The sequence below is a fragment of the Pseudorhizobium sp. NPDC055634 genome (genome assembly GCF_053618655.1).
Genome location: NZ_JBSHHW010000003.1, coordinates 268356 through 286848, shown reverse-complemented (window position 1 = coordinate 286848; position 18493 = coordinate 268356). Strand labels below are relative to the sequence as shown.

Genomic DNA, 18493 nt, shown 5'->3' with positions numbered 1-18493 from the left:
TATCGTGACAAAATCCAGTCTTTCGGACGTGATCAGCGCCAGCGGCAACGTCGTTGAGATGCTGCGCAATTCCAAAACCGGCATGTATGTATACCCGGTGGTGGCGCCGGAGTTCACGAACTGGCGCGACGAGCAGCGCGCCTGGCGCGAATCCGCGGTGCTCTTCGACCAGTCGCACCACATGGACGAGGTGATCGTGGAAGGGCCGCAGGCGGCCGAGTTCCTCGAGTATGTCGGGATCAACAGCTTCGCCAACTTCGACCTGAACCGTGCGAAGCATTTCGTCCCGGTGACGCCCGCCGGCCATGTGATCGGCGACATGATCATTTTCCGCGAGCGGGAGGACAAGTTCATTCTCGTCGGACGTGCGCCGACCGCCAACTGGGTGCAGTTCCAGCAGGCGATCGGCAAGTGGAATGTGCGCATCCAGCGTGATCCGCGCTCGCCGTCGCGGCCGGACGGCAAGGCCGTCTATCGTACGCACTACCGCTTCCAGATCCAGGGGCCGGACGCGCCGAAGATCTTCGAGAAGATGAACGGCGGGCCCGTTCCGGACATCAAGTTCTTCCACGTCGACTGGATCAATGTCGGCTCCAAGCGGGTACAGGCGCTGCGCCACGGCATGGCGGGCGCGCCCGGGCTTGAAATCTGGGGCCCGTATGCAGACCTTGAGTATGTCCGCAGCGTGATCCTCCAGTCGGCACGCGATGCGGGCGTCGATCTCCACCAGGTCGGCAGCCGCGCCTATTCGACGAACACCCTGGAATCCGGCTGGATTCCGTCCCCGCTGCCCGGCATCTATACCGGCGACGGGATGATGAAGGAGTACCGCGACTGGCTCGGCGCCGACAGCTACGAGGCGTCCGGCGCGATCGGCGGCAGTTTCGTCTCCAGCAATATCGAGGACTACTACGTCAATCCGTTCGAGTTGGGCTACGGCTTCTACATCGGCTGGAAATCCGATTTCATCGGCAAGCAGGCACTCGAGAAGATGAAGGACGGCCGGAACCGCAAGAAGGTGACGTTCGAGTGGAATGCCGAGGATGTCGTCAAGGTCATCGCGTCCGCCTTCCGGCCCGGCGAGGACCACTACAAGTGGATCGACTTCCCGCAGCCGAACTATGCCTCCACCAGCGCCGACATGGTCATGCATGACGGCAAGATGGCCGGCATGTCGATGTTCAACGGCTACAGCTACAACGAACGCTGCATGCTGTCGCTCGGCGTGGTCGACCCGGAGGTCCAGGAGGGCGACGTGCTGACGCTGGTCTGGGGCGAGCCGAACGGCGGCACCGGCAAGACGTCGACGGAACGCCACAAGCAGGCGGAAATCCGCGTGCGGGTCTCGGCGACGCCCTATGCCCGCGAGGCTCGCGAGAACTACGCCGACAGCTGGCGAACGAAAAAGGCCGGTTGACCCGGGCTGCGGCGGGCGTGCAGAACGCGCCCGCCGCACTGTTTCTGTTGCTTCACGAGGAGCGCCCGTCAAGGCGGGACGTCAGGGTTGGCCATGGGAATGACAAGCTTGCTTCGAAATGACGAGACGACCGGAAGTGCAGCGTCACTGGCATCGATGCTCAGGGACTGTTCCATCGAGGTGATGCCCCGGACGGCGGCCAGGATCGAGGATTTCCGGCGGATCCTTCCGCAGGGGACGCGGGTCTATGTCGCCCATATCCGCGACACTCCCATCGACGACATGGTGGCGACCGCGCGTCGCCTGACGGACGAAGGCTTCCACCCCATGCCGCATCTTCCGGCGCGCATCATCCCGAACCGGCCGACGCTGGAGACGTGGGTGAGGCGATACCGCGAGGAGGCGGGGGTCACGCAGGCACTCCTCCTGGGCGGCGGCGCGTCGACCCCGGCAGGCGAATTCGACAGCTCGATCGCCTTGCTCGAAACGGGTATCTTCGACAAGCTGGGCTTCCGGCGCCTGCACGTGGCAGGCCACCCGGAAGGAAACAAGGATATCGACCGCGACGGCGGGACCGCGATCATCGACGAGGCGCTCCGGTGGAAGCAGTCCTTCTCCGAGCGGACGGATGCCGAGATGGCGATCGTCACGCAGTTCGCCTTCGAGGCGGCACCGGTGATCGCCTGGGCGGAGCGGATCGCGGCGGCCGGCATCACCCTGCCGATCCATGTCGGGGTCGCCGGTCCGACGAAGCTGCAGACGCTCATCAAGTATGCGATCGCCTGCGGCGTCGGCGCCTCGCTCGGCGTGCTGCAGAAGCGCGCGCTCGACCTGCGCAAGCTCCTCGTGCCCTATGAGCCGTCGGATTTCCTGGCGGAGATCGCCGCCTACCGCGCGGCGAACCCGGCAAGCCTTATCGAGCGCGTGCATATCTTTCCGCTGGGCGGTATCCAGGCGAGTGCGGACTGGCTGTCGGCCGCAAGGAAGGGCGCCGCGCCCGGGGAGTGAGGCCCGCGTCCGGCTTGCACGACCGGGGCCTCGTGGATAGGAAGGGCTGCCGGGGACGTCCGCGGCATGGATGTACCCGCCATTGGACCCGATCTTTCCCATGCTTCAGTTTCCCTCCACCAGGACCTATGGTGCGTTTCTGTTCGACATGGACGGCACCATCCTCAACTCGCTCGCCGCGGCGGAGCGGGTATGGGGCCGATGGGCCCTCCGGCAGGGGCTCGACCTGCCGAGCTTCCTTCCGACCATGCACGGCAAGCGCGGGATAGACACGATCGCCGGCCTGAACCTTACGGGCATCGATCCCGTTGCGGAGGCAGCGGAAATCCTGCGCGGCGAGATCGAGGACGTGGAGGGCGTCGTCGCCATCGACGGCGCGGCTGAATTTCTCGCGTCCCTGCCGCCCGATCGATGGGCAATCGTGACATCGGCCCCCGCCGACCTTGCACGGGCGCGCCTTGCCGCCGCCGGCCTGGCGCTACCCCGCATCATGGTGACGGCGGAGGACGTGATCGTCGGCAAGCCCGATCCGGAATGCTACCGGATCGGCGTTGAGCGGCTCGGTGTCGAAGCGGCGGATGCGCTGGTCTTCGAGGACGTGCCGGCCGGGATCGCCGCCGCGGAGGCCGCCGGGACCGACGTTATCGTCATCACCGCAGCCCACCGGCATCCGATCGACACGCGTCATCCGGAGCTGAAGGACTACCGCAACGTACGTGCGGTCACCGGCGCGGACGGCCGGCTGTCGATCCGGCCGCGATAGGAATGTGGCACGAGGGACGCTTCCCTCTCGCCTGTCCTCCTTTCGGGATCAGCGGTGGATCGGGTCTTTCCACAGGACCTCTTCCGGCTTCTCGACCGGCTCAATATCCAGATTGACCACGACGGGTTCTTGCCCCGTGCGGACGAGCACGCATTCGAGCGTCTCGTCGCGGCTGGCGTTGATTTCCTGGTGGGGCACATAGGGCGGAACGTAGATGAAATCCCCGGGGCCTGCCTCCGCGACGAATTCCAGATTGTCGCCCCAGCGCATCCGCGCCTTTCCGCGCACCACGTAGATGATGCTTTCCAAGTCTCCGTGGTGGTGCGCGCCGGTCTTGGCATTGGCGTGGATCGTGACGGTGCCGGCCCAGATCTTCTCGGCGCCCGCACGGGCATGATTGATGGCCGTCGCCCTGTTCATGCCGGGTGTCTGGGCGGTGTTCGGATCGAGTGAGTCTCCGGGGATGACCTTCACGCCGTTCTCGCGCCAGTTCCTTTCGGGATCTGAATGGTCGTGGGGGTGGTCGGCCATGCGGAACCTCGTGTGGTTGGCGGGGCTCACCGGCTCCTTCGAGCGGTGGGTCCGCGAGCCCCTGACCGGTGTCTCTCCGGCTGGCTGGAGCTAACTTCGCTTTGCACCAATGTTCAATATCGGCGCCCGGAAAGGCAAGCCCTTGGTGAAGGACCGGTTCATGAGTCGCTTCGACGGGGGGGCGCCTGTCCCGATGCGATACTTGCGGCTGCCCTACGCCGGGGCGTTTTCCCCGATGATCGGACATCTGGTGTTCCCGCGGGCTTTACTTCTCCCCATGGTTCGTCATGAATGCCGGCACGCAAAAGGAACGGATAGCCGGATGACTGTCGAGAAGGACCTGGAAAAGATACTGGAACAGGAGCGGGCGCTGCGTTTCGCGTATTTCGACGCCGAGACGGCGTGGAGGCTCGGCTCCCTGTTGCGGGAGATGGCGCTGGAGCGCAGGGCGGGCTTGGTGATCGATGTCCACCTCCATTCGATGCCGGTCTTCTACAGCGCCCTGTCCGGCACGACCGCAGACAACGCCTCCTGGGTGCGCAGAAAGCGGGCGGTGACGCTGCGCTTCTTCCGGTCGAGCTATGCCATCGGTCTGGCATTGTCGCAGCAGGGAACCACGATCGAAGCGCGATACGGCGTCGCCACGGCCGATTACGCGACGCATGGCGGCAGTTTTCCGATCCTCCTGGAGGGAACGGGATGCATCGGCGCCGTCACGGTATCCGGCCTGCCGCAGCGCGAGGACCACAACCTGGTGGTCGAGGCTTTGTGCCGGATGCTGGAAAAGGACCACGAGGCCCTGCGCCTGAACTGAGGAAGACGCAAATGGAAACGCCGCAGACGGTACTTCGTTACTGGTTCGAGGAATTGACGCGCCAGCAATGGTTCCAGGTCTCCGCGGAGGTCGATGCCGTGATCGTGGAGCGTTTCTGGCGGACGCATCTGGAACTGGCGAAGGGCAAGGTGGCCGAGTGGCGCGGCTCTCCGGACGACCGGCTTGCCGGGATCATCGTGCTCGACCAGTTTTCCCGCAACATCTATCGCGGCACGCCGCTGGCGTTCGCGGCCGACTGGATGGCGCTGCGCGAAGCACGGCTCGCGCTCGAGGCGGGAGCCGACATGAGCGTGCCGGAGGAGCGGCGAGGCTTCTTCTATCTGCCCTTCGAGCACTCAGAGAGCCTCGCAGACCAGGAGCTTTCCGTTGAACTGTTCGCCAAGCTCGGCAATGCGGAATATCACGACTACGCCGAGCGGCACCTGGCCGTCATTCGCGAGTTCGGACGCTTTCCGCACCGGAACGTAATGCTGGGGCGTCAATCGAACAGCGCCGAGCTCGCCTATCTGGCAAAGCCCGGCGCCGGTTTCTAAGCGTGCTGTTTTAGGTCTATCGGCGGATCATCCGTCCGACCCATATCAGGATGCACGCACCGATAAAGCCGGCGATGAGATAGCCGATCCAGCCGCCCAGGCTGACACCGACAAGGCCGAGCAGTGCGTTGGCGATGATTGCGCCGACGATGCCGAGCAGGATGTTCATCAAGATGCCCATATTGCTCTTCATGAACTGCTCGGCCAGCCAGCCGGCGATGCCTCCTATGATGATTGCTGCGATCCAGCCTACACTTGCGTCGTCCATGTCTCACCCTCCGTTGATGGTTGCATCGGATAACGCGAGACAATGTTCCAAGGTTCCCGGCAACCCTGAGGCCGTCGGCTTTCCTTTGCAGGCCATGAAAACTAGATTGCCGCCAAACGAATCCATGATCCGGTGAGCTCCGCTGATGCTGTTTCGCAATGCCTCCCCCATTCGCGTTGCCCTGCTTCTCCAGGTCATCCTGGCAGCGGCGTTTATGTCCATCGCGTTTCCGGGAACCCTATTGCACGCGCAGCAGCCCGTGACGGCGACGGTGACTGCGGATGCCATCAACCCCGAGATGAAGGAGAAGGTAGAGGCCTCGCGCCGCAAGATCGTTACCCTGCTGCAGCGACTCGAGCAGCCTTCAATCGAAGATCTTGCGCTAGCGCAACTGCGGTTCGAGGCGGAAGAGGTGGCGTCCGAATTGGAGCTTGCGGCAGCCACGCTCGAATCCCGGCTCGCACAGATCCAGGCGCGGCTGGGAGACCTGGGCGAAGCGCCGGTCGCCGGGCAGGCGGCAGAGCCGGCCTCGGTCACGGAGGAGCGCAACCGCCTGACGGCCGAGCGGGCCGAACTGACGGTGATCATCGACGACGCGGCCAGCCTCAGGAACAGTGCAACCGAGGCGGTCGGCACGATTTCCACCCTGCGCCGCGAACTCTTCGCCCGGACGCTGTTCAAGCGGACGGAATTGTCGCCGGAGCTCTTCGACAAGGCCGGCCAGGAATTTACCCGCGAGATGAGCAATCTCGGCAACACGCTCCAAAGCTGGGTCGGCTTTGCCTGGAAGTTCAAGAAACTCCAGCTGTTCGCCGCGATCGCCCTGTCACTCGGCGCGGCTCTCGTCTTTCTCCTGGGCGCGCGTCGACTTTTCGCCCGGGTGATCGTGAGAGATCCCTCCCAGGGGGAGCCCACCTACATCAGGAGGCTGTCGCTCGCGTTCTGGACGACGGTCACGAGGACGCTTTCGCTCGCGGCGTTCCTGGTGTCATCCTACCTCTTCCTGGACGGCTTCAACGTGCTTCGCAGAGATGTGTCGCCGATCATCGCGGCTCTCTTCGGGTTCATATGGTTCGTCTACTTCATCTGGCAGCTCGCGGACGCGGTACTGTCCCCCCGCGACCCAGACTGGCGCCTGGTACGGGTCACCGACCGAGGCGGGCAGTTGCTGGTAACGGCGATCGTGGCGATGGCGGTCGTCAACGGCCTTGACTATCTGCTCGGTGCCGTCAGCGAAGTCCTCAATTCGCCGCTGGAACTAACGATTGCCAAGAGCGTGGTGGCGTCGCTGGTCATCGGCGTCATCCTTTTCGTTCTGTCCTTCGCGCACCCCATCCCGACCTCGGCCCGGGACGGCGAGGTGGCGGCTTCGGCCGCGCGTGGCTGGCCACGGTGGCTGGCGATCCTCTTGCGCCTGATGGGCGTGCTCCTCATCCTGACGGTGGCGGCGGGCTACGCCGGACTGGCTCGCTTCGTCGCGACGCAGATCGTCCTGACGGGAGCGGTCATCGTTACCATCTACATCGGTATTCTCTCCGGCAAGGCGGTCGGCAAGGAGGGAGCCTTCGCGAAGACGGCGCTTGGAGAGCGGCTGGGCAGGCGATTCGGGCTGGGCGATGTTGCGCTCGACCAGGTCGGACTTGCTGCGGGCCTCCTGGTCTACGCGGTCGCGCTCCTCCTCGGCCTGCCGATGATCCTTTTGACCTGGGGCTTCCAGGTTGCCGACATCGAGGCCTGGATCTATCGCTTCTTCACGCGGATCACCGTCGGCAATATTTCCATCTCCATCGTCGGGATACTGGGTGGACTCCTGCTGTTCGGACTGGGATACCTCGCCACAAGATGGATACAGAGGTGGATCGACAGTCACGTCCTTGCGCGCAGCCATGTGGACACCGGAGTCCGCAACTCCGTCAAGACGGGTATCGGCTATCTTGGCATAGGCATCGCGGTGATCCTCGGCGTTTCCGCTGCCGGCATCGACCTGTCGAGCCTCGCGCTCGTGGCATCGGCCCTTTCGGTTGGCATCGGTTTCGGTCTCCAGAACGTCGTCTCGAACTTCGTGTCGGGGCTGATCCTGCTGGTCGAGCGCCCGTTCAAGGTCGGCGACCATGTCGTCACCGGCACCACCGAAGGCATCGTCAAGCGCATCTCGGTGCGGGCGACGGAGATAGAAACCTTCCGCAAGCAGTCGATCATCGTGCCGAATTCGGACCTCATCAACTCGCCCGTCGGCAACTGGACGCATCGCAACCGCGTGCAGCGGTCGGAGATACCCGTCTCGGTCGCCTACGGCACGGACCCTCAGAAGGTAATGGCGATCCTGCTGGAGATTGCCCGATCGGTGCCGGAAGTGCTGCGCAACCCCGAGCCGCATGTCGACTTCACCGCATTCGGGGCGTCCTCGCTCGATTTCGAACTGCGTTTCTTCCTCGCCGACTATTCGGACGGTATTCCCATCCGGGCGAGCGTCCGCACCGAAATCCTGAAGCGTTTCGAAGAGGAAGGGATCGACATCCCCTACACCCGGCAGGACATCATGATCCTGCCGCGCAGGAGCTACACGACCGCGAAGGACGAGCCCGGGACGGTGGAGGACGGCGCCGGCGTGTGACCCGTCGCGGCAAGCTTTTCGCATGTCGTAATCAGGCATCTGGTCTGCGGGCAGGAACGGCATAGTCCTGTTCACAGATCATGAGCCGCCGTTCCAACGGCGGTCAACGCGAGGGGCGGGTTAGATGAAGGCAAATGCGCGGGCCGTCGTCATCGGCGGCGGGGTGGTCGGCGTTTCGACGCTCTATCACCTGGCGAAGAAGGGCTGGGGCGACAGCGTCCTCATCGAGCGCAAGGAACTGACGTCCGGTTCCACCTGGCATGCGGCCGGCCTCCTGCCGCTCTTCAACCTTTCCTATTCCGTCGGCCAGCTCCACAAGTATTCGGTCCGGTTCTACGAGGAGCTTCAGGCGGAAACCGGCATGAATGTCGGTTTCTCGCGTGTCTCCAACATCCGCCTTGCGCGGACGAAGGACCGCTGGGACGAGTTCATGTACTATGCCGGCATCGCCGAGACGATCGGCGTCAAGGTCAACATCCTGACGCCGGACGAGGTGAAGGAGATCTGGCCGCTTTGCGAGACGGACGGCCTGCTCGGCGCAATCCAGCATCCGGACGACGGATACATCCAGCCGGCCGATCTGACCCAGGCGCTGGCAAAAGGGGCCCGCGACCGCGGCGCCACGATCTACCGGAACACGGCCGTCACCGCGATCGAGCAGCAGCCGGATGGTCTCTGGAAGGTGACGACGGACAAGGGCGAGATCATCGCCGATCACGTCATCTCCTGCACCGGAAGCTTCGCCCGCAAGACCGGCGAGATGGTCGGCATCAATATCCCGGTCCTGCCGGTCGAGCACCAGTACATCGTCACGGAGCCGCATCCCGCGATCCAGGAGCGGCGCAGGAAGGGACTGCCCGAAATGGGAGTGCTGCGGGAAGCCGACAGCGCCTGGTACATGCGCGAGGAGGCTGGCGGCCTGCTGCTCGGGCCCTACGAGGTGGGAGCGCCGGTCTGCTATCTCGACGGTCCCTCGCCGGAAAGCGAATACGAGCTTTTCCAGGAGGACCTGGACAGGCTGATGCCGCATATCGAGACGGCCATCGCCCGCGTTCCGGCCTTCGGGGAAGTCGGTATCAAGAAGGTCTACAACGGCGCGATCGCCTATACGCCGGATGGCAACCCGATCGTCGGTCCGGCGCCGGGCCTCACCAATTTCTGGCTGAACGAGGGGCATTCCTTCGGAATCACGGCCGCCGGCGGCGCCGGGTGGCAGCTCGCCGAATGGATCGTTGACGGCGAGCCGACGGTCGACCTCATGGGCGTCGATCCCCGCCGGTTCGGCCCCTACACCACCGAGGGCTATCTCATCGCGAAGACAGAGGAAGCCTATGCCAACGTCTTCACCATGCATTACCCGGACGAGGAGCGCGCCGCCGCCAGGCCGCTGAAGGTCACGCCCGTCTACGACCGGTTGAAGGCTCGCGGCGGGGTCTTCGGTTCGGTCTACGGCTGGGAGCGCGCCAACTGGTATGCACCGGAAGGCTACGAGGTCCCGAAGGACCAGCTGGGCGTCGGGGCGGACGTGATCACCAGCCACAATCATGCGCCGCCGCTCGAGGACGGGCGGATCGTGGAGAAGTGGTCCTTCCGCCGCTCCAACTACTTCGAGCACGTCGGAAACGAGGTTTTGAACGTGCACGAGAACGTCGGCGTGCTCGACATGTCGCCCTTCGCCAAGATGGAGGTTTCCGGCCCCGGCGCGCGCGCCTGGCTGGAGTCGATCCTCGCCAACGCCATTCCCGGCAAGCGGGGACGAATAGCGCTTGCCCACATCCTGACGCCCGCCGGTGGTGTCCGGGCCGAATTCACCGTCTACGAATGGGCGCCGGGGCGCTTCTACCTGGTATCGGCGGGAGGGCTCGAAGCCCATGACCACGACCTTCTCTGGCGACTTGCGCCGAAGGACGGCTCGGTCGTCCTGCAGCCGATCACGCAGAAATATGGCGTTCTGGTGCTGGCCGGTCCGAAGTCCCGCGACGTGTTGAGGAAGCTCACCCGGACAAGCCTCGAGAGCCGGGACTTTCCGTGGCTGACCGCCAGGCAGATCTCCGTCGGTGTCGCCACGGCGCATGCGCTACGGGTGAACTTCGTGGGCGAACTCGGCTGGGAGCTCCATCATCCCATCGAGATGCAGGCCTATATCTTCGACCGGTTGATGGAGGCCGGCGCGGAGTTCGGTATCAGGCCGTTCGGCATCCGGGCGATGAGCGCCATGGCGGTGGAGAAGTCCTACCGCAACATGGGGCGCGAGCTGTCGATCGAATACAATGCCTACGAATCCGGGCTCGACCGGTTCCTCAAGCCCGAGAAGTCCTTCATCGGCCGCGATGCGATGCTCGCCTACAGGGAGAGGGGGCTGAAGTGGAATTTCGTGACGCTCGTGGTCGAGGGCAACCGGGATGTCGATGCACGCGGCTCGGAAGCGATCTACGATCTTTCCGGTGAACTGGTCGGACGCGCCACGAGCGGCGGATACGGATGGCGTGTCGGCAAGTCCCTGGCGCTCGCCATGGTAAAGCCGGAACACGCCGGCGAAGGCACGCGGCTGAAGATCAGGATCCTCGGGGATCTATACGATGCCACCGTCGTGCCCGAGAGCCCCCATGATCCGGAGAATATCTCGCTTCGTTCCTAGACGTCGGGTTGCGTCCCAACATGAAAACGGTCGTCCGGGTTTTTCGTCTTGCGGCAACAACTTGGCTACGGGAATTAACGGTTATGCAAACGCGCCCTGTTATCTTGTTCCAACTTGGGGCAGTAACCACTGAAGGGGCATCATGACTTTCCTTGGCATTTCCGGAATGCAGTATTCCGGCCAATCTCTTGCGGACTCGCGCATCCTGCTTGCCGAGGATTCGAACGTCTTCACGTCGATGATCGGCAGCCGCCTCAAGGAGCTGTTCGGCATCGAGGTCGAGATCTGCCGCAATTTCGAGGAGTTGCAGCTGGCCTACGACCGCTCGCCGACACCGGTGACGCTGGCGATATCCAATATCAACCTGCCGGGAGCCGAGAAGGGGGAGGCGCTGGAATACCTGGTGGACCTGTCGATCCCGACCATCGTGTTCACCGGCACCTTCCACGAGGGAATGCGCGACCAGCTCCTCGCCAAGGACATCGTCGACTACATCATCAAGGACAATGTCTTCGCCGTGGACATGCTGGCGGAATCCGTCGCGCGCTTCCTAACCAACCATCGCCATCACGTGCTGATCGTCGACGACAGCCCCACGGCGCGGGCCCTGCTGACGAGCCGCCTGAAGCGCTACAACTTTCGGGTCAGCGCGGCCGACAGCGGCGCGAAGGCCCTGGAGATCCTCAAGGCCAACAGCGATATCGGCCTGATGGTCACCGACTACAACATGCCCGACATCGACGGTTTCGAGCTGACGCGGCGCATCCGTTCGGTACGCGGTTCGCACGAGTTGCGCATCATCGGCGTATCCTCCTCGTCGAACCGCCTCCTGTCGGCGCGCTTCCTCAAGGCGGGCGGCAACGACTTCATGCTGCGGCCCTTCATCGACGAGGAATTCTACTGTCGCGTCAACCAGAACCTCGATACGCTGATCCAGATCCGCTCGATGCGGGGCGATCAGCGGCCGGTCGCGGCATAGTCCTGGGGCCAGCCTAGGCCGCGACGCTCGCCTTGGCGGAATCCATGGCGAGCTTGCGGCCCGCACGCTCCTGCTGCGGCGATCGGTTGTAGACTTCGCGGTAGCATTTGGAGAAGTGGGACGCGGATACGAAGCCGCAGGCAACCGCCACATCGACAACCGGCATGGCCGATTGCACCAGCAGGTGGCGGGCCCGGTCGAGCCTGATCTCGAGATAGTAGCGGGCGGGCGAACGGCCCATCTCCTGGCGGAACAGGCGCTCCACCTGCCGACGCGAAAGATCGGCCTCTTCGGCGATCTCCAGGAGCGACAGCGGCTCGGAGAGATTGTTTTCCATCAGCTCGATGATCGAAAGCACCTTGGCGTTCTGCACGCCGAGCCTTGCCCGCAGCGGCAGCCGCTGGCGGTCGTGCGGGCTTCTGACGCGATCCGTCAGCTGTTGCTCGCAGATGCGGCTGACGAGGTTCTCACCGAAATCCTCGCCGATCAGGTTGAGCATCATGTCGAGCGATGCTGTCCCGCCCGCGCAGGTATAGATGTTGCCGTCGATCTCGTAGAGGTCGGCATAGACTTCCGCCTGCGGGAAGGCTTCCGCGAAGCCGGGCAGGTTTTCCCAGTGTATGGCGCACCGCCGACCCTCCAGGAGCCCCGCCTGGGCGAGTATGTGCGCGCCGGTGCAGAGGCTGCCAAGGGCGACGCCGCGGTTATGGGTTTCCCGAAGCCAGGCGTTGACGCTCTTGTTGTCGTAGGCCTCGACATCGATGCCGGAGCATACGAGCACCATGTTCGGACGCTTCTCGTCGCCGAGATGCCTGCGTTCCTGGGCGATCGACGTGTCGACCTCGACGCCGATGCCGGCGGAACAGAGAACCTTCTGGCCATCGGCGGAACAGAGGCGCCAGTCATAGGCGCGATAGCCCAGCATGCGGTTCGCGATCCGCAGCGTTTCCACCGCGGCGGAAAAGGGGAGCATCGTGAACTCCGGGACAAGGAAGAAGACCAGTGTCCTTTTTGTCGACGGAATGCTGGTGATCACGCTCATGTCTATGTTCCGGCGATGGCATCCTGCCCGGATGGGGTCGGATGAGAGTGGCACGGAATATTGCCGCCGGGAAGTGGGCGGCTGCTGCGCCCGCCTCCGTTTCCGGCGTCGTTCTCGTTCAATCCCCATCCGTGTGAGCAAAGCGCTTGCGGAACGGGTAGGGCGAATGCGCCCGGCGCGGCGAGCGGCGGTCAGCCACAGCGAAAATTCTTCGAGGCCGGCATGTCGCGGGTCGGCCACCCGATGTCCTTGCGGATCTCCGCCGGCAGGCCGGCGAGGACGCGTTCAGTCCGGCGCTTTGCCCACTCCTCGCGGAGAGTGCGGGCCAGGCGCAGAGCGGGTCCGGCCAGTAACTGGACACCGGTGCCGTGTCCCATGTTCGATATCGAGGCCATTGTCTTCCTCCATCAGGATTGGTTTGCAGGATGACAGGCTGGATGCATCAATCAATGTTGTAGAAAGAATTGCAGTGATGAATTTCTGTGATCTTTGTGGGCATCCGGCCCGGTATGTAGATGCAGGATGCGCCCCGATTGACGTTCAATCAAATGAAATGATATGGTTGTTAGGTTAAGTTTTATTGATGAGGGAGCCATGGCTGCTCCGTTCCGACCGCCGCTCCCATTACTGGACAACGACGTCCTTCGGACGTTCGTCGCCATTGCCGAGACCGGAAACTTTTCGACTGCGGCCGAGGTGGTACTCCGGACGCCGTCGGCGGTTTCCATGCAGATCAAGAAGCTCGAGGAGCAGCTTAAGACGACGCTGTTCCTCCGCGATGCGAGGTCCGTGAGCCTGACGCAGAACGGCGAGATCCTGCTATCCTACGCGCGGCGGATGCTGGCGCTCTCCAACGAGGCCGTATCCCGCTTCATGATGCCGGACCTGAGCGGCGTCGTGCGGCTCGGTGCGCCGGACGATATCGCCGAGCGCCTGCTTCCGCGCATCCTCAAGAGCTTCGCCGATCAGTTTCCGAGCATCATGGTGGATGTCACCGTCGACATGAGCGGCGCGCTGCGAAAGCGTGTCGAGGAGCAAAGGCTCGACCTTGCGCTCTTCAACTGTACTCCCCGGTCCTTCACTGGCGTCGGGGAGGTTCTCCATACGGAACGCCTTGTCTGGACCGGCGCGAAATGCGGCAACGCGCACCTGCGCGATCCCCTGCCGATCTCGGTTTGGGAAGAGGGATGCTGCTGGCGCCAGGAGGCGATCACCCAGCTCGAAAAGCAGAAGCGGCCCTATCGGATCGCCTATGCCAGCGCCCATACGATGGCCCAACGCGCGGCGGTCCTCTCAGACCTCGCCATCGCGCCGTTTCCGCGCTCCTATCTGTCCGACGACATGGTCGTTCTCGGCCCGCAGGAGGGCCTGCCGGAGCTATTCACCTTCGACGTCCGGCTGGTGACGCGTTCGCAACTTGCCGTGCCGGCCCAGGCGGTCGCCGAGAGCATCAGGGCCTTCTACGGCCAGATCACCCGCGCCGCTGCCTGACGAGGAAGCGGAGTGAATTTGCCGCTACGTTCACAATAGATTGAACCTTTTTCCGATTGAGGCGTTCGTGTGGCGGAAGGTCACTTTTGCCTTTGCACCCGCAACCATCGGAGGACTTTGAGAATGACGTCCAAGAAAGTAACCGTCATTGCCACGCTCTTGTTAACGGCTGCTGCCCTCAGCTCCTGCGGCAATACGATTCGCGGTGTGGGTCAGGATACGGCCAATGCCGTCGATGCGACGCAGGATGCGGGCCGGAGTGTCGACCGCGCCGCACGTTGATTTACGAACGAAACGTCACGCAGAGAGCCGGCTCCCAGCCGGCTTTCCTGTGTTATGGGGATGTCGAGCCTAGATCTGCGCCTTCGGAAAGGCCCGCTCCAGGCCTTCGGATCGGGCAAGGCCTTCGCGGAAGGCGGCATGGGCCGCATGCTGGCTCGACTTCGCGGCTTCCATCAGCCTGATCTGCAGGCGCGCCGGGGCGCTCTGGCCGAGCCATTCTCCGCAGCTTCCGAGCTTCAGGGAATTGAGGAAGCGAGCCTCCGCCTGCCGGTCCAGATAGAGGTGCAGGCCCGCGAGCAGCACGTCGTCCGAGGCCGGGTTCTCCATCAAGAGCTGAAGCCAGGAACGGTTTTCCTCCGTCAGGCCCAAGAGGCTCTCTGCCACCATTTCACGATTGGCAATCGGGGCAACGTTGCTCATTCTTACATCCTCCGGATGAACGCTTCTGCCGTCAGTGCTCGCGCGACATTGCCCGACCGAGTCGTTCGGGAGGCGAGTTTCCATATGGACGCTATAGGCGGGGAGGATGGCGAGTTCAATTCACGAGGCCGATCGCGGTCCCGGAGGGTTCTGCGGGGGAGCCGACGACGGGCTCCGACGCCCGATCGTCCTCAGAGGGCGGCCTTGACCCGGTCCCTGACCTCGGGGGTGACCCATTTCGACCAGATGTCTTCATGGGTGCGGAGGAAGTGTTCCGCCGTTTCCCGGTTGCTCGCGTGATTTTCCTCCTGCCACGCGAGAGCCTGGTTGATCGTGGCGTTCGACCACTGCCGGGTCTTGATGTAGTCCATGGCAGGCGCGGCCTTCTCGGCAAATTCCGGTGTCATGAGGGTGAAGGCCTGGGACGTGGGATAGGCGTTCTTCTGCGGGGCGGCGCAATTCGGCACGGAGGTGCAGTTTTCCCATTCGGCCTGGTTGTGCCTGACGCCGAAGGAAAGCTTGGCCATGGGATATTTGCCGAGGGCGGCCGTCGGCGCCCAGTAATAGCCGAGCCAGCCCGTCTCGGTCTCGAATGCCTTGGCGATCGAGGCGTCCACCGCTTCCGCCGACACGGGCTCCACAAGTTCGAAATTCTTCTCCGCCGCGCCGAATGCCCTGAAGAGGTTGCGGGTGGTTTCCTGGCAACTCCAGTCGTCCGGGCAACTGCGGATCGCCGCCTTGCCGGGCGTATCGGGCGAGGGAAAGAGGTCTGGCCGCGCAAGCGCGTCATCCACGGTCCGTATCTCCGGATGGGCCTCGATGATGAATGCCGGAACCCACCAGCCCTCGACTGCGCCGTCCTTGAGGATCTCGGCCCCCAGCATCAGGCGCTCCTCGGCCGTCGCCTTTGCCAGAGGTCCCCGCACGGCATTGATCCAGAATTCGGGCGCCATGTCGGGCTGGGAGGTCGTCAGCATGGACGTGAAGGTCGGGATCGTGTCTCCCGGCACGAGCGTGACATTGCAGTCGAAGCCACGCTCCAGGATGATTTCGTCTATGTTCGCGGCCACCGCGGCCGATCCCCAGTTCATCTCGGCGATGGAGATGTCGCCGCAGGCGGCCTGCGCGGTTCCTGCGTTGAGCCAGATCGCTGCCAGCAGCGGGCCGAAATAGACTGGAAGCCGGTTCATCAACAAACTGTCTCGCTTGCAGGCATTGCCGCGTTCGGCCGATTCTCTCGAGGGGTGGCCGCGTCGCCGGCAGCCATCCTTCACACTAGGGTTCGCGCGCCCGAAATCAACCGGTTGTTGCCGTCGAATGCGGCGCGCACCGTGCAGTCGTAGGCAAAAACGAAAAAGCAGGGGGCGATGGATAACCTTCCGGTAACGATGTGACGCTAATTATCCATTCGCGGACGGTTGCTTCGCCGGAGCGCGGGTCAGGTAGTGCGTACCCGCCGCTTTGTATCCTGATGATCAGGGCCGTTCTGTGGGCGATGATTGACAATAATGCGGTCGCCCCCCATCTTTTCAGGTGCGGCAGCCCATCGCTGATGAACCAAGGCGGACGCCTCATGAATCTACGAATCGTCCGAGCTTTCAGCCCCTGTGCTGCCGCGCTCCAAGCCGCCCTTATCCAATCCCTCACGCTGACTGCCCGATGAGCCCGCATGCGACGCTCGTGCTCGGCGGCGCCCGCTCGGGCAAGTCTTCCTTCGCGGAACGGCTTGCCGGCGAGGCCGGGCTGGACCGTCATTACGTGGCGACGGGGCAGGCTTTCGACGATGAGATGCGCGAACGGATCGCCCGGCATCGCGAGGACCGGGGCGCCGGGTGGACCACCCACGAAGCGCCCGTCGATCTCGTCACGTGCCTGGAGCAGGTCGGGGCAGGGGACCGCATCGTCCTCGTCGATTGCCTGACGCTCTGGGTCTCCAATCTCATGATGGCAGGGGCCGATATCCCGCAGGCATCGGCCGGGCTGGTGCGGCATCTGGAGCGCAAGCGGGGACATTTCATTTTCGTCTCCAACGAGGTCGGCCTCGGGATCGTGCCGGAGAACAGGATGGCGCGGGAATTCCGGGACCATGCCGGGAGGCTGCACCAGCAGATCGCCGCGGTCGCGGACGAAGTCTACCTGGTCGCTGCCGGAATCCCCCTAAGAATGAAGGGATAACCATGTCCACGGGTTGGGTCTTCTGGGCGTTGCTCTCGGCCGTTTTCGCCGCCTTGACCGCGATCTTCGGCAAGCTCGGCGTCGCGGGCGTCCCGCCGGACATGGCGACGCTGATCCGCACGGTGGTCATTCTCGTCGTGACGGCCGGTATCGTGGCTGCGACCGGGCAGTGGCAGGCGCCGTCCACCATCTCCGGACGGACATGGGTTTTCCCCGTGCTCTCCGGGCTTGCCACCGGAGCCTCCTGGCTCGCCTATTACCGGGCGCTCAGCCTGGGCGATGCGGCAAGGGTCGCGCCGGTCGACAAGCTGTCGATCGTCCTCGTCGCGATCTTCGCCGTGCTTTTTCTCGGAGAGAGCCTGAGTATCGCCCACTGGTTCGGCATCCTGCTGATCACCGCCGGGGCCGTCACCCTGGTGGTCTTCTAGCCGCCGGGCCGGACAGGCGCCGGGAGGAAGCCGCGACCGGGTTGTATCGCGACGATTCGCCGATATGGTGCCGGCCGTCCCAGTTCTCCAACTCTGCAAGGCATGAACATGCACAAGGTCATATTCGATACGGATCCGGGCATCGACGATGCGATGGCGCTGCTTTTCCTCCACAAGCATCCCGAGGTCGATCTCATCGGGGTGACCACCGTCTTCGGGAATGCCCCGATCGAACTTACGACGCGCAATGCGCTCTTCCTCAAGGACGAATGGGGGATTGCAGCACCGGTCGCGCAGGGCGCCGGCGTGACCTTCGATCCCGCCCGTCCGGAAGGACACTGGCCGACGTTCATTCACGGCGAAAACGGGCTCGGCGACATTCACCTGCCGGAGAAGATCAACGCTGCGCCGGACCCGCGTCCCGCCTGGCGGTTCATCATCGATACGGTCAGGGATAATCCCGGCGAAGTGACGCTGGTTGCGGTGGGGCGCATGACGAATCTTGCCCTGGCGCTGAAGGCGGATCCGGACTTCGCGGCGCTGGTGAAGGACGTGATCGTGATGGGCGGCGCCTTCGAGCTGAACGGGAATGTCAGCCCGGCGGCCGAGGCCAACATCCATGGCGATCCGGAAGCGGCCGACCTCGTCTTCACGGCGCCATGGCGCGTCACGGTCGTCGGCCTCGACGTAACGCTGAAGACGGTGATGACCAGCGGCTATCTGTCCGAGATGGCGGCGGTGGGTGGCAAGGCGGTGCAGTTGCTGTCCAATATCTCGCAGTTCTACATCGAGTTCTACAAGCACCGCGTCGGCGACGGCATGGTGATCCACGACAGTTGCGCCTGCGTCTATCTCGTTGCTCCGCACCTGTTCGAGACGCGCAGCGGGCCGGTACGGGTCGTCTGCGGCGGGATCGCCGATGGCCAGACGATCCAGAAGCCGGACGGCAAGCTATTTCCGCCCGGTCACTGGGACGGTCACCCGAGCCAGCTCGTATGCACCGATGTCGATGGCGATCGCGTGCTCGAAGTCATCCGGGCCGCCATTGTCGAAGGCAGGGCTGCCTGAG

The 18493-nt window shown here is 63.8% G+C and carries 19 protein-coding genes; 13 read left to right on the top strand and 6 right to left on the bottom strand.

The genetic code is table 11. The features are described 5' to 3' along the window. Positions 1 to 4: 4 nt before the first annotated feature. The 3 genes from ligM to ACWGPT_RS06545 all read left to right on the top strand — a co-directional run bounded on the left by ligM (position 5) and on the right by ACWGPT_RS06545 (position 3188). Complete coding sequence (ligM, locus tag ACWGPT_RS06555; protein WP_452604792.1) at positions 5 to 1417, top strand: vanillate/3-O-methylgallate O-demethylase; 1413 nt, start codon at positions 5 to 7, stop codon at positions 1415 to 1417. 99 nt (positions 1418 to 1516) lie between these two features. Beyond that, positions 1517 to 2425, top strand: coding sequence for a methylenetetrahydrofolate reductase (locus ACWGPT_RS06550; protein WP_452604791.1), 909 nt, complete (start codon positions 1517 to 1519; stop codon positions 2423 to 2425). A 100-nt stretch (positions 2426 to 2525) separates the two neighbouring features. Beyond that, entirely contained in the window at positions 2526 to 3188 is a 663-nt protein-coding gene (locus ACWGPT_RS06545) for an HAD-IA family hydrolase (RefSeq protein WP_452604790.1), read from the top strand. 48 nt (positions 3189 to 3236) lie between these two features. Here ACWGPT_RS06545 and ACWGPT_RS06540 read toward each other — a convergent pair whose 3' ends face one another. Next, the gene (locus ACWGPT_RS06540; protein WP_452604789.1) at positions 3237 to 3719 is read right to left on the bottom strand and encodes a cupin domain-containing protein; all 483 of its coding nucleotides are present in this window, start codon (positions 3717 to 3719) and stop codon (positions 3237 to 3239) included. Between the two features lie 322 nt (positions 3720 to 4041). Here ACWGPT_RS06540 and ACWGPT_RS06535 point away from each other — a divergent pair, with 322 nt between their 5' ends. Next, positions 4042 to 4533, top strand: a complete 492-nt coding sequence (locus ACWGPT_RS06535; RefSeq protein ID WP_452604788.1) for a heme-degrading domain-containing protein — start codon at positions 4042 to 4044, stop codon at positions 4531 to 4533. A gap of 11 nt (positions 4534 to 4544) precedes the next feature. Then, the gene (locus ACWGPT_RS06530; protein ID WP_452604787.1) at positions 4545 to 5087 is read left to right on the top strand and encodes a DUF924 family protein; all 543 of its coding nucleotides are present in this window, start codon (positions 4545 to 4547) and stop codon (positions 5085 to 5087) included. Between the two features lie 16 nt (positions 5088 to 5103). Here ACWGPT_RS06530 and ACWGPT_RS06525 read toward each other — a convergent pair whose 3' ends face one another. Beyond that, positions 5104 to 5355 carry a GlsB/YeaQ/YmgE family stress response membrane protein gene (locus tag ACWGPT_RS06525; RefSeq protein ID WP_452604786.1) on the bottom strand — a complete coding sequence of 84 codons (252 nt, stop codon included), beginning with the start codon at positions 5353 to 5355 and terminating at the stop codon, positions 5104 to 5106. Positions 5356 to 5500: 145 nt separating this feature from the next. Between ACWGPT_RS06525 and ACWGPT_RS06520 the strand changes: the two genes are divergently transcribed. The 3 genes from ACWGPT_RS06520 to ACWGPT_RS06510 all read left to right on the top strand — a co-directional run bounded on the left by ACWGPT_RS06520 (position 5501) and on the right by ACWGPT_RS06510 (position 11586). Continuing rightward, on the top strand, positions 5501 to 7969 hold the full coding sequence (locus tag ACWGPT_RS06520) for a mechanosensitive ion channel domain-containing protein (RefSeq protein ID WP_452604785.1): 2469 nt from the start codon (positions 5501 to 5503) through the stop codon (positions 7967 to 7969). 124 nt (positions 7970 to 8093) lie between these two features. Then, the gene (locus ACWGPT_RS06515) at positions 8094 to 10607 is read left to right on the top strand and encodes a GcvT family protein (RefSeq protein ID WP_452604784.1); all 2514 of its coding nucleotides are present in this window, start codon (positions 8094 to 8096) and stop codon (positions 10605 to 10607) included. A gap of 142 nt (positions 10608 to 10749) precedes the next feature. Then, positions 10750 to 11586 carry a response regulator gene (locus ACWGPT_RS06510; protein ID WP_452604783.1) on the top strand — a complete coding sequence of 279 codons (837 nt, stop codon included), beginning with the start codon at positions 10750 to 10752 and terminating at the stop codon, positions 11584 to 11586. A 13-nt stretch (positions 11587 to 11599) separates the two neighbouring features. Here ACWGPT_RS06510 and ACWGPT_RS06505 read toward each other — a convergent pair whose 3' ends face one another. Together ACWGPT_RS06505 and ACWGPT_RS06500 are read right to left on the bottom strand one after the other, a co-directional pair. Then, on the bottom strand, positions 11600 to 12628 hold the full coding sequence (locus ACWGPT_RS06505) for a GlxA family transcriptional regulator (protein ID WP_452604782.1): 1029 nt from the start codon (positions 12626 to 12628) through the stop codon (positions 11600 to 11602). 191 nt (positions 12629 to 12819) lie between these two features. Continuing rightward, positions 12820 to 13023 carry a hypothetical protein gene (locus tag ACWGPT_RS06500; RefSeq protein WP_452604781.1) on the bottom strand — a complete coding sequence of 68 codons (204 nt, stop codon included), beginning with the start codon at positions 13021 to 13023 and terminating at the stop codon, positions 12820 to 12822. Positions 13024 to 13222: 199 nt separating this feature from the next. Here ACWGPT_RS06500 and ACWGPT_RS06495 point away from each other — a divergent pair, with 199 nt between their 5' ends. Continuing rightward, entirely contained in the window at positions 13223 to 14119 is an 897-nt protein-coding gene (locus ACWGPT_RS06495; protein ID WP_452604780.1) for a LysR substrate-binding domain-containing protein, read from the top strand. Positions 14120 to 14242: 123 nt separating this feature from the next. Then, the gene (locus tag ACWGPT_RS06490; protein ID WP_452604779.1) at positions 14243 to 14401 is read left to right on the top strand and encodes an entericidin domain-containing protein; all 159 of its coding nucleotides are present in this window, start codon (positions 14243 to 14245) and stop codon (positions 14399 to 14401) included. Between the two features lie 69 nt (positions 14402 to 14470). On the opposite strand, the gene ACWGPT_RS06485 is transcribed toward ACWGPT_RS06490, so the two are convergent. Next, the gene (locus ACWGPT_RS06485; protein ID WP_452604778.1) at positions 14471 to 14821 is read right to left on the bottom strand and encodes a hypothetical protein; all 351 of its coding nucleotides are present in this window, start codon (positions 14819 to 14821) and stop codon (positions 14471 to 14473) included. Between the two features lie 191 nt (positions 14822 to 15012). Then, complete coding sequence (locus ACWGPT_RS06480; protein WP_452604777.1) at positions 15013 to 16011, bottom strand: glycine betaine ABC transporter substrate-binding protein; 999 nt, start codon at positions 16009 to 16011, stop codon at positions 15013 to 15015. A gap of 469 nt (positions 16012 to 16480) precedes the next feature. Here ACWGPT_RS06480 and cobU point away from each other — a divergent pair, with 469 nt between their 5' ends. From cobU to ACWGPT_RS06465, 3 genes are all read left to right on the top strand, one after another. Further along, positions 16481 to 16996 (top strand): bifunctional adenosylcobinamide kinase/adenosylcobinamide-phosphate guanylyltransferase, encoded by a 516-nt coding sequence (cobU, locus tag ACWGPT_RS06475; protein WP_452604776.1) that lies wholly within the window; start codon positions 16481 to 16483, stop codon positions 16994 to 16996. Positions 16997 to 16998: 2 nt separating this feature from the next. Beyond that, positions 16999 to 17424 (top strand): EamA family transporter, encoded by a 426-nt coding sequence (locus ACWGPT_RS06470; protein ID WP_452604775.1) that lies wholly within the window; start codon positions 16999 to 17001, stop codon positions 17422 to 17424. Between the two features lie 108 nt (positions 17425 to 17532). Beyond that, entirely contained in the window at positions 17533 to 18492 is a 960-nt protein-coding gene (locus ACWGPT_RS06465) for a nucleoside hydrolase (protein ID WP_452604774.1), read from the top strand. Position 18493 lies beyond the last annotated feature (1 nt).

Coding starts and splice junctions, on each gene's coding strand:
- ACWGPT_RS06540 (WP_452604789.1), bottom strand. CDS start 3,719: ATGGCCGACCACCCCCACGACCATTCAGATCCCGAAAGGAACTGGCGC.
- ACWGPT_RS06495 (WP_452604780.1), top strand. CDS start 13,223: ATGGCTGCTCCGTTCCGACCGCCGCTCCCATTACTGGACAACGACGTC.
- ACWGPT_RS06465 (WP_452604774.1), top strand. CDS start 17,533: ATGCACAAGGTCATATTCGATACGGATCCGGGCATCGACGATGCGATG.
- ACWGPT_RS06515 (WP_452604784.1), top strand. CDS start 8,094: ATGAAGGCAAATGCGCGGGCCGTCGTCATCGGCGGCGGGGTGGTCGGC.
- ACWGPT_RS06545 (WP_452604790.1), top strand. CDS start 2,526: ATGCTTCAGTTTCCCTCCACCAGGACCTATGGTGCGTTTCTGTTCGAC.
- ACWGPT_RS06505 (WP_452604782.1), bottom strand. CDS start 12,628: ATGAGCGTGATCACCAGCATTCCGTCGACAAAAAGGACACTGGTCTTC.
- ACWGPT_RS06510 (WP_452604783.1), top strand. CDS start 10,750: ATGACTTTCCTTGGCATTTCCGGAATGCAGTATTCCGGCCAATCTCTT.
- ACWGPT_RS06550 (WP_452604791.1), top strand. CDS start 1,517: ATGACAAGCTTGCTTCGAAATGACGAGACGACCGGAAGTGCAGCGTCA.
- ACWGPT_RS06520 (WP_452604785.1), top strand. CDS start 5,501: ATGCTGTTTCGCAATGCCTCCCCCATTCGCGTTGCCCTGCTTCTCCAG.
- ACWGPT_RS06500 (WP_452604781.1), bottom strand. CDS start 13,023: ATGGCCTCGATATCGAACATGGGACACGGCACCGGTGTCCAGTTACTG.
- ACWGPT_RS06485 (WP_452604778.1), bottom strand. CDS start 14,821: ATGAGCAACGTTGCCCCGATTGCCAATCGTGAAATGGTGGCAGAGAGC.
- ACWGPT_RS06480 (WP_452604777.1), bottom strand. CDS start 16,011: ATGAACCGGCTTCCAGTCTATTTCGGCCCGCTGCTGGCAGCGATCTGG.
- ACWGPT_RS06535 (WP_452604788.1), top strand. CDS start 4,042: ATGACTGTCGAGAAGGACCTGGAAAAGATACTGGAACAGGAGCGGGCG.
- ACWGPT_RS06525 (WP_452604786.1), bottom strand. CDS start 5,355: ATGGACGACGCAAGTGTAGGCTGGATCGCAGCAATCATCATAGGAGGC.
- ACWGPT_RS06530 (WP_452604787.1), top strand. CDS start 4,545: ATGGAAACGCCGCAGACGGTACTTCGTTACTGGTTCGAGGAATTGACG.
- ACWGPT_RS06490 (WP_452604779.1), top strand. CDS start 14,243: ATGACGTCCAAGAAAGTAACCGTCATTGCCACGCTCTTGTTAACGGCT.
- ACWGPT_RS06470 (WP_452604775.1), top strand. CDS start 16,999: ATGTCCACGGGTTGGGTCTTCTGGGCGTTGCTCTCGGCCGTTTTCGCC.
- cobU (WP_452604776.1), top strand. CDS start 16,481: ATGAGCCCGCATGCGACGCTCGTGCTCGGCGGCGCCCGCTCGGGCAAG.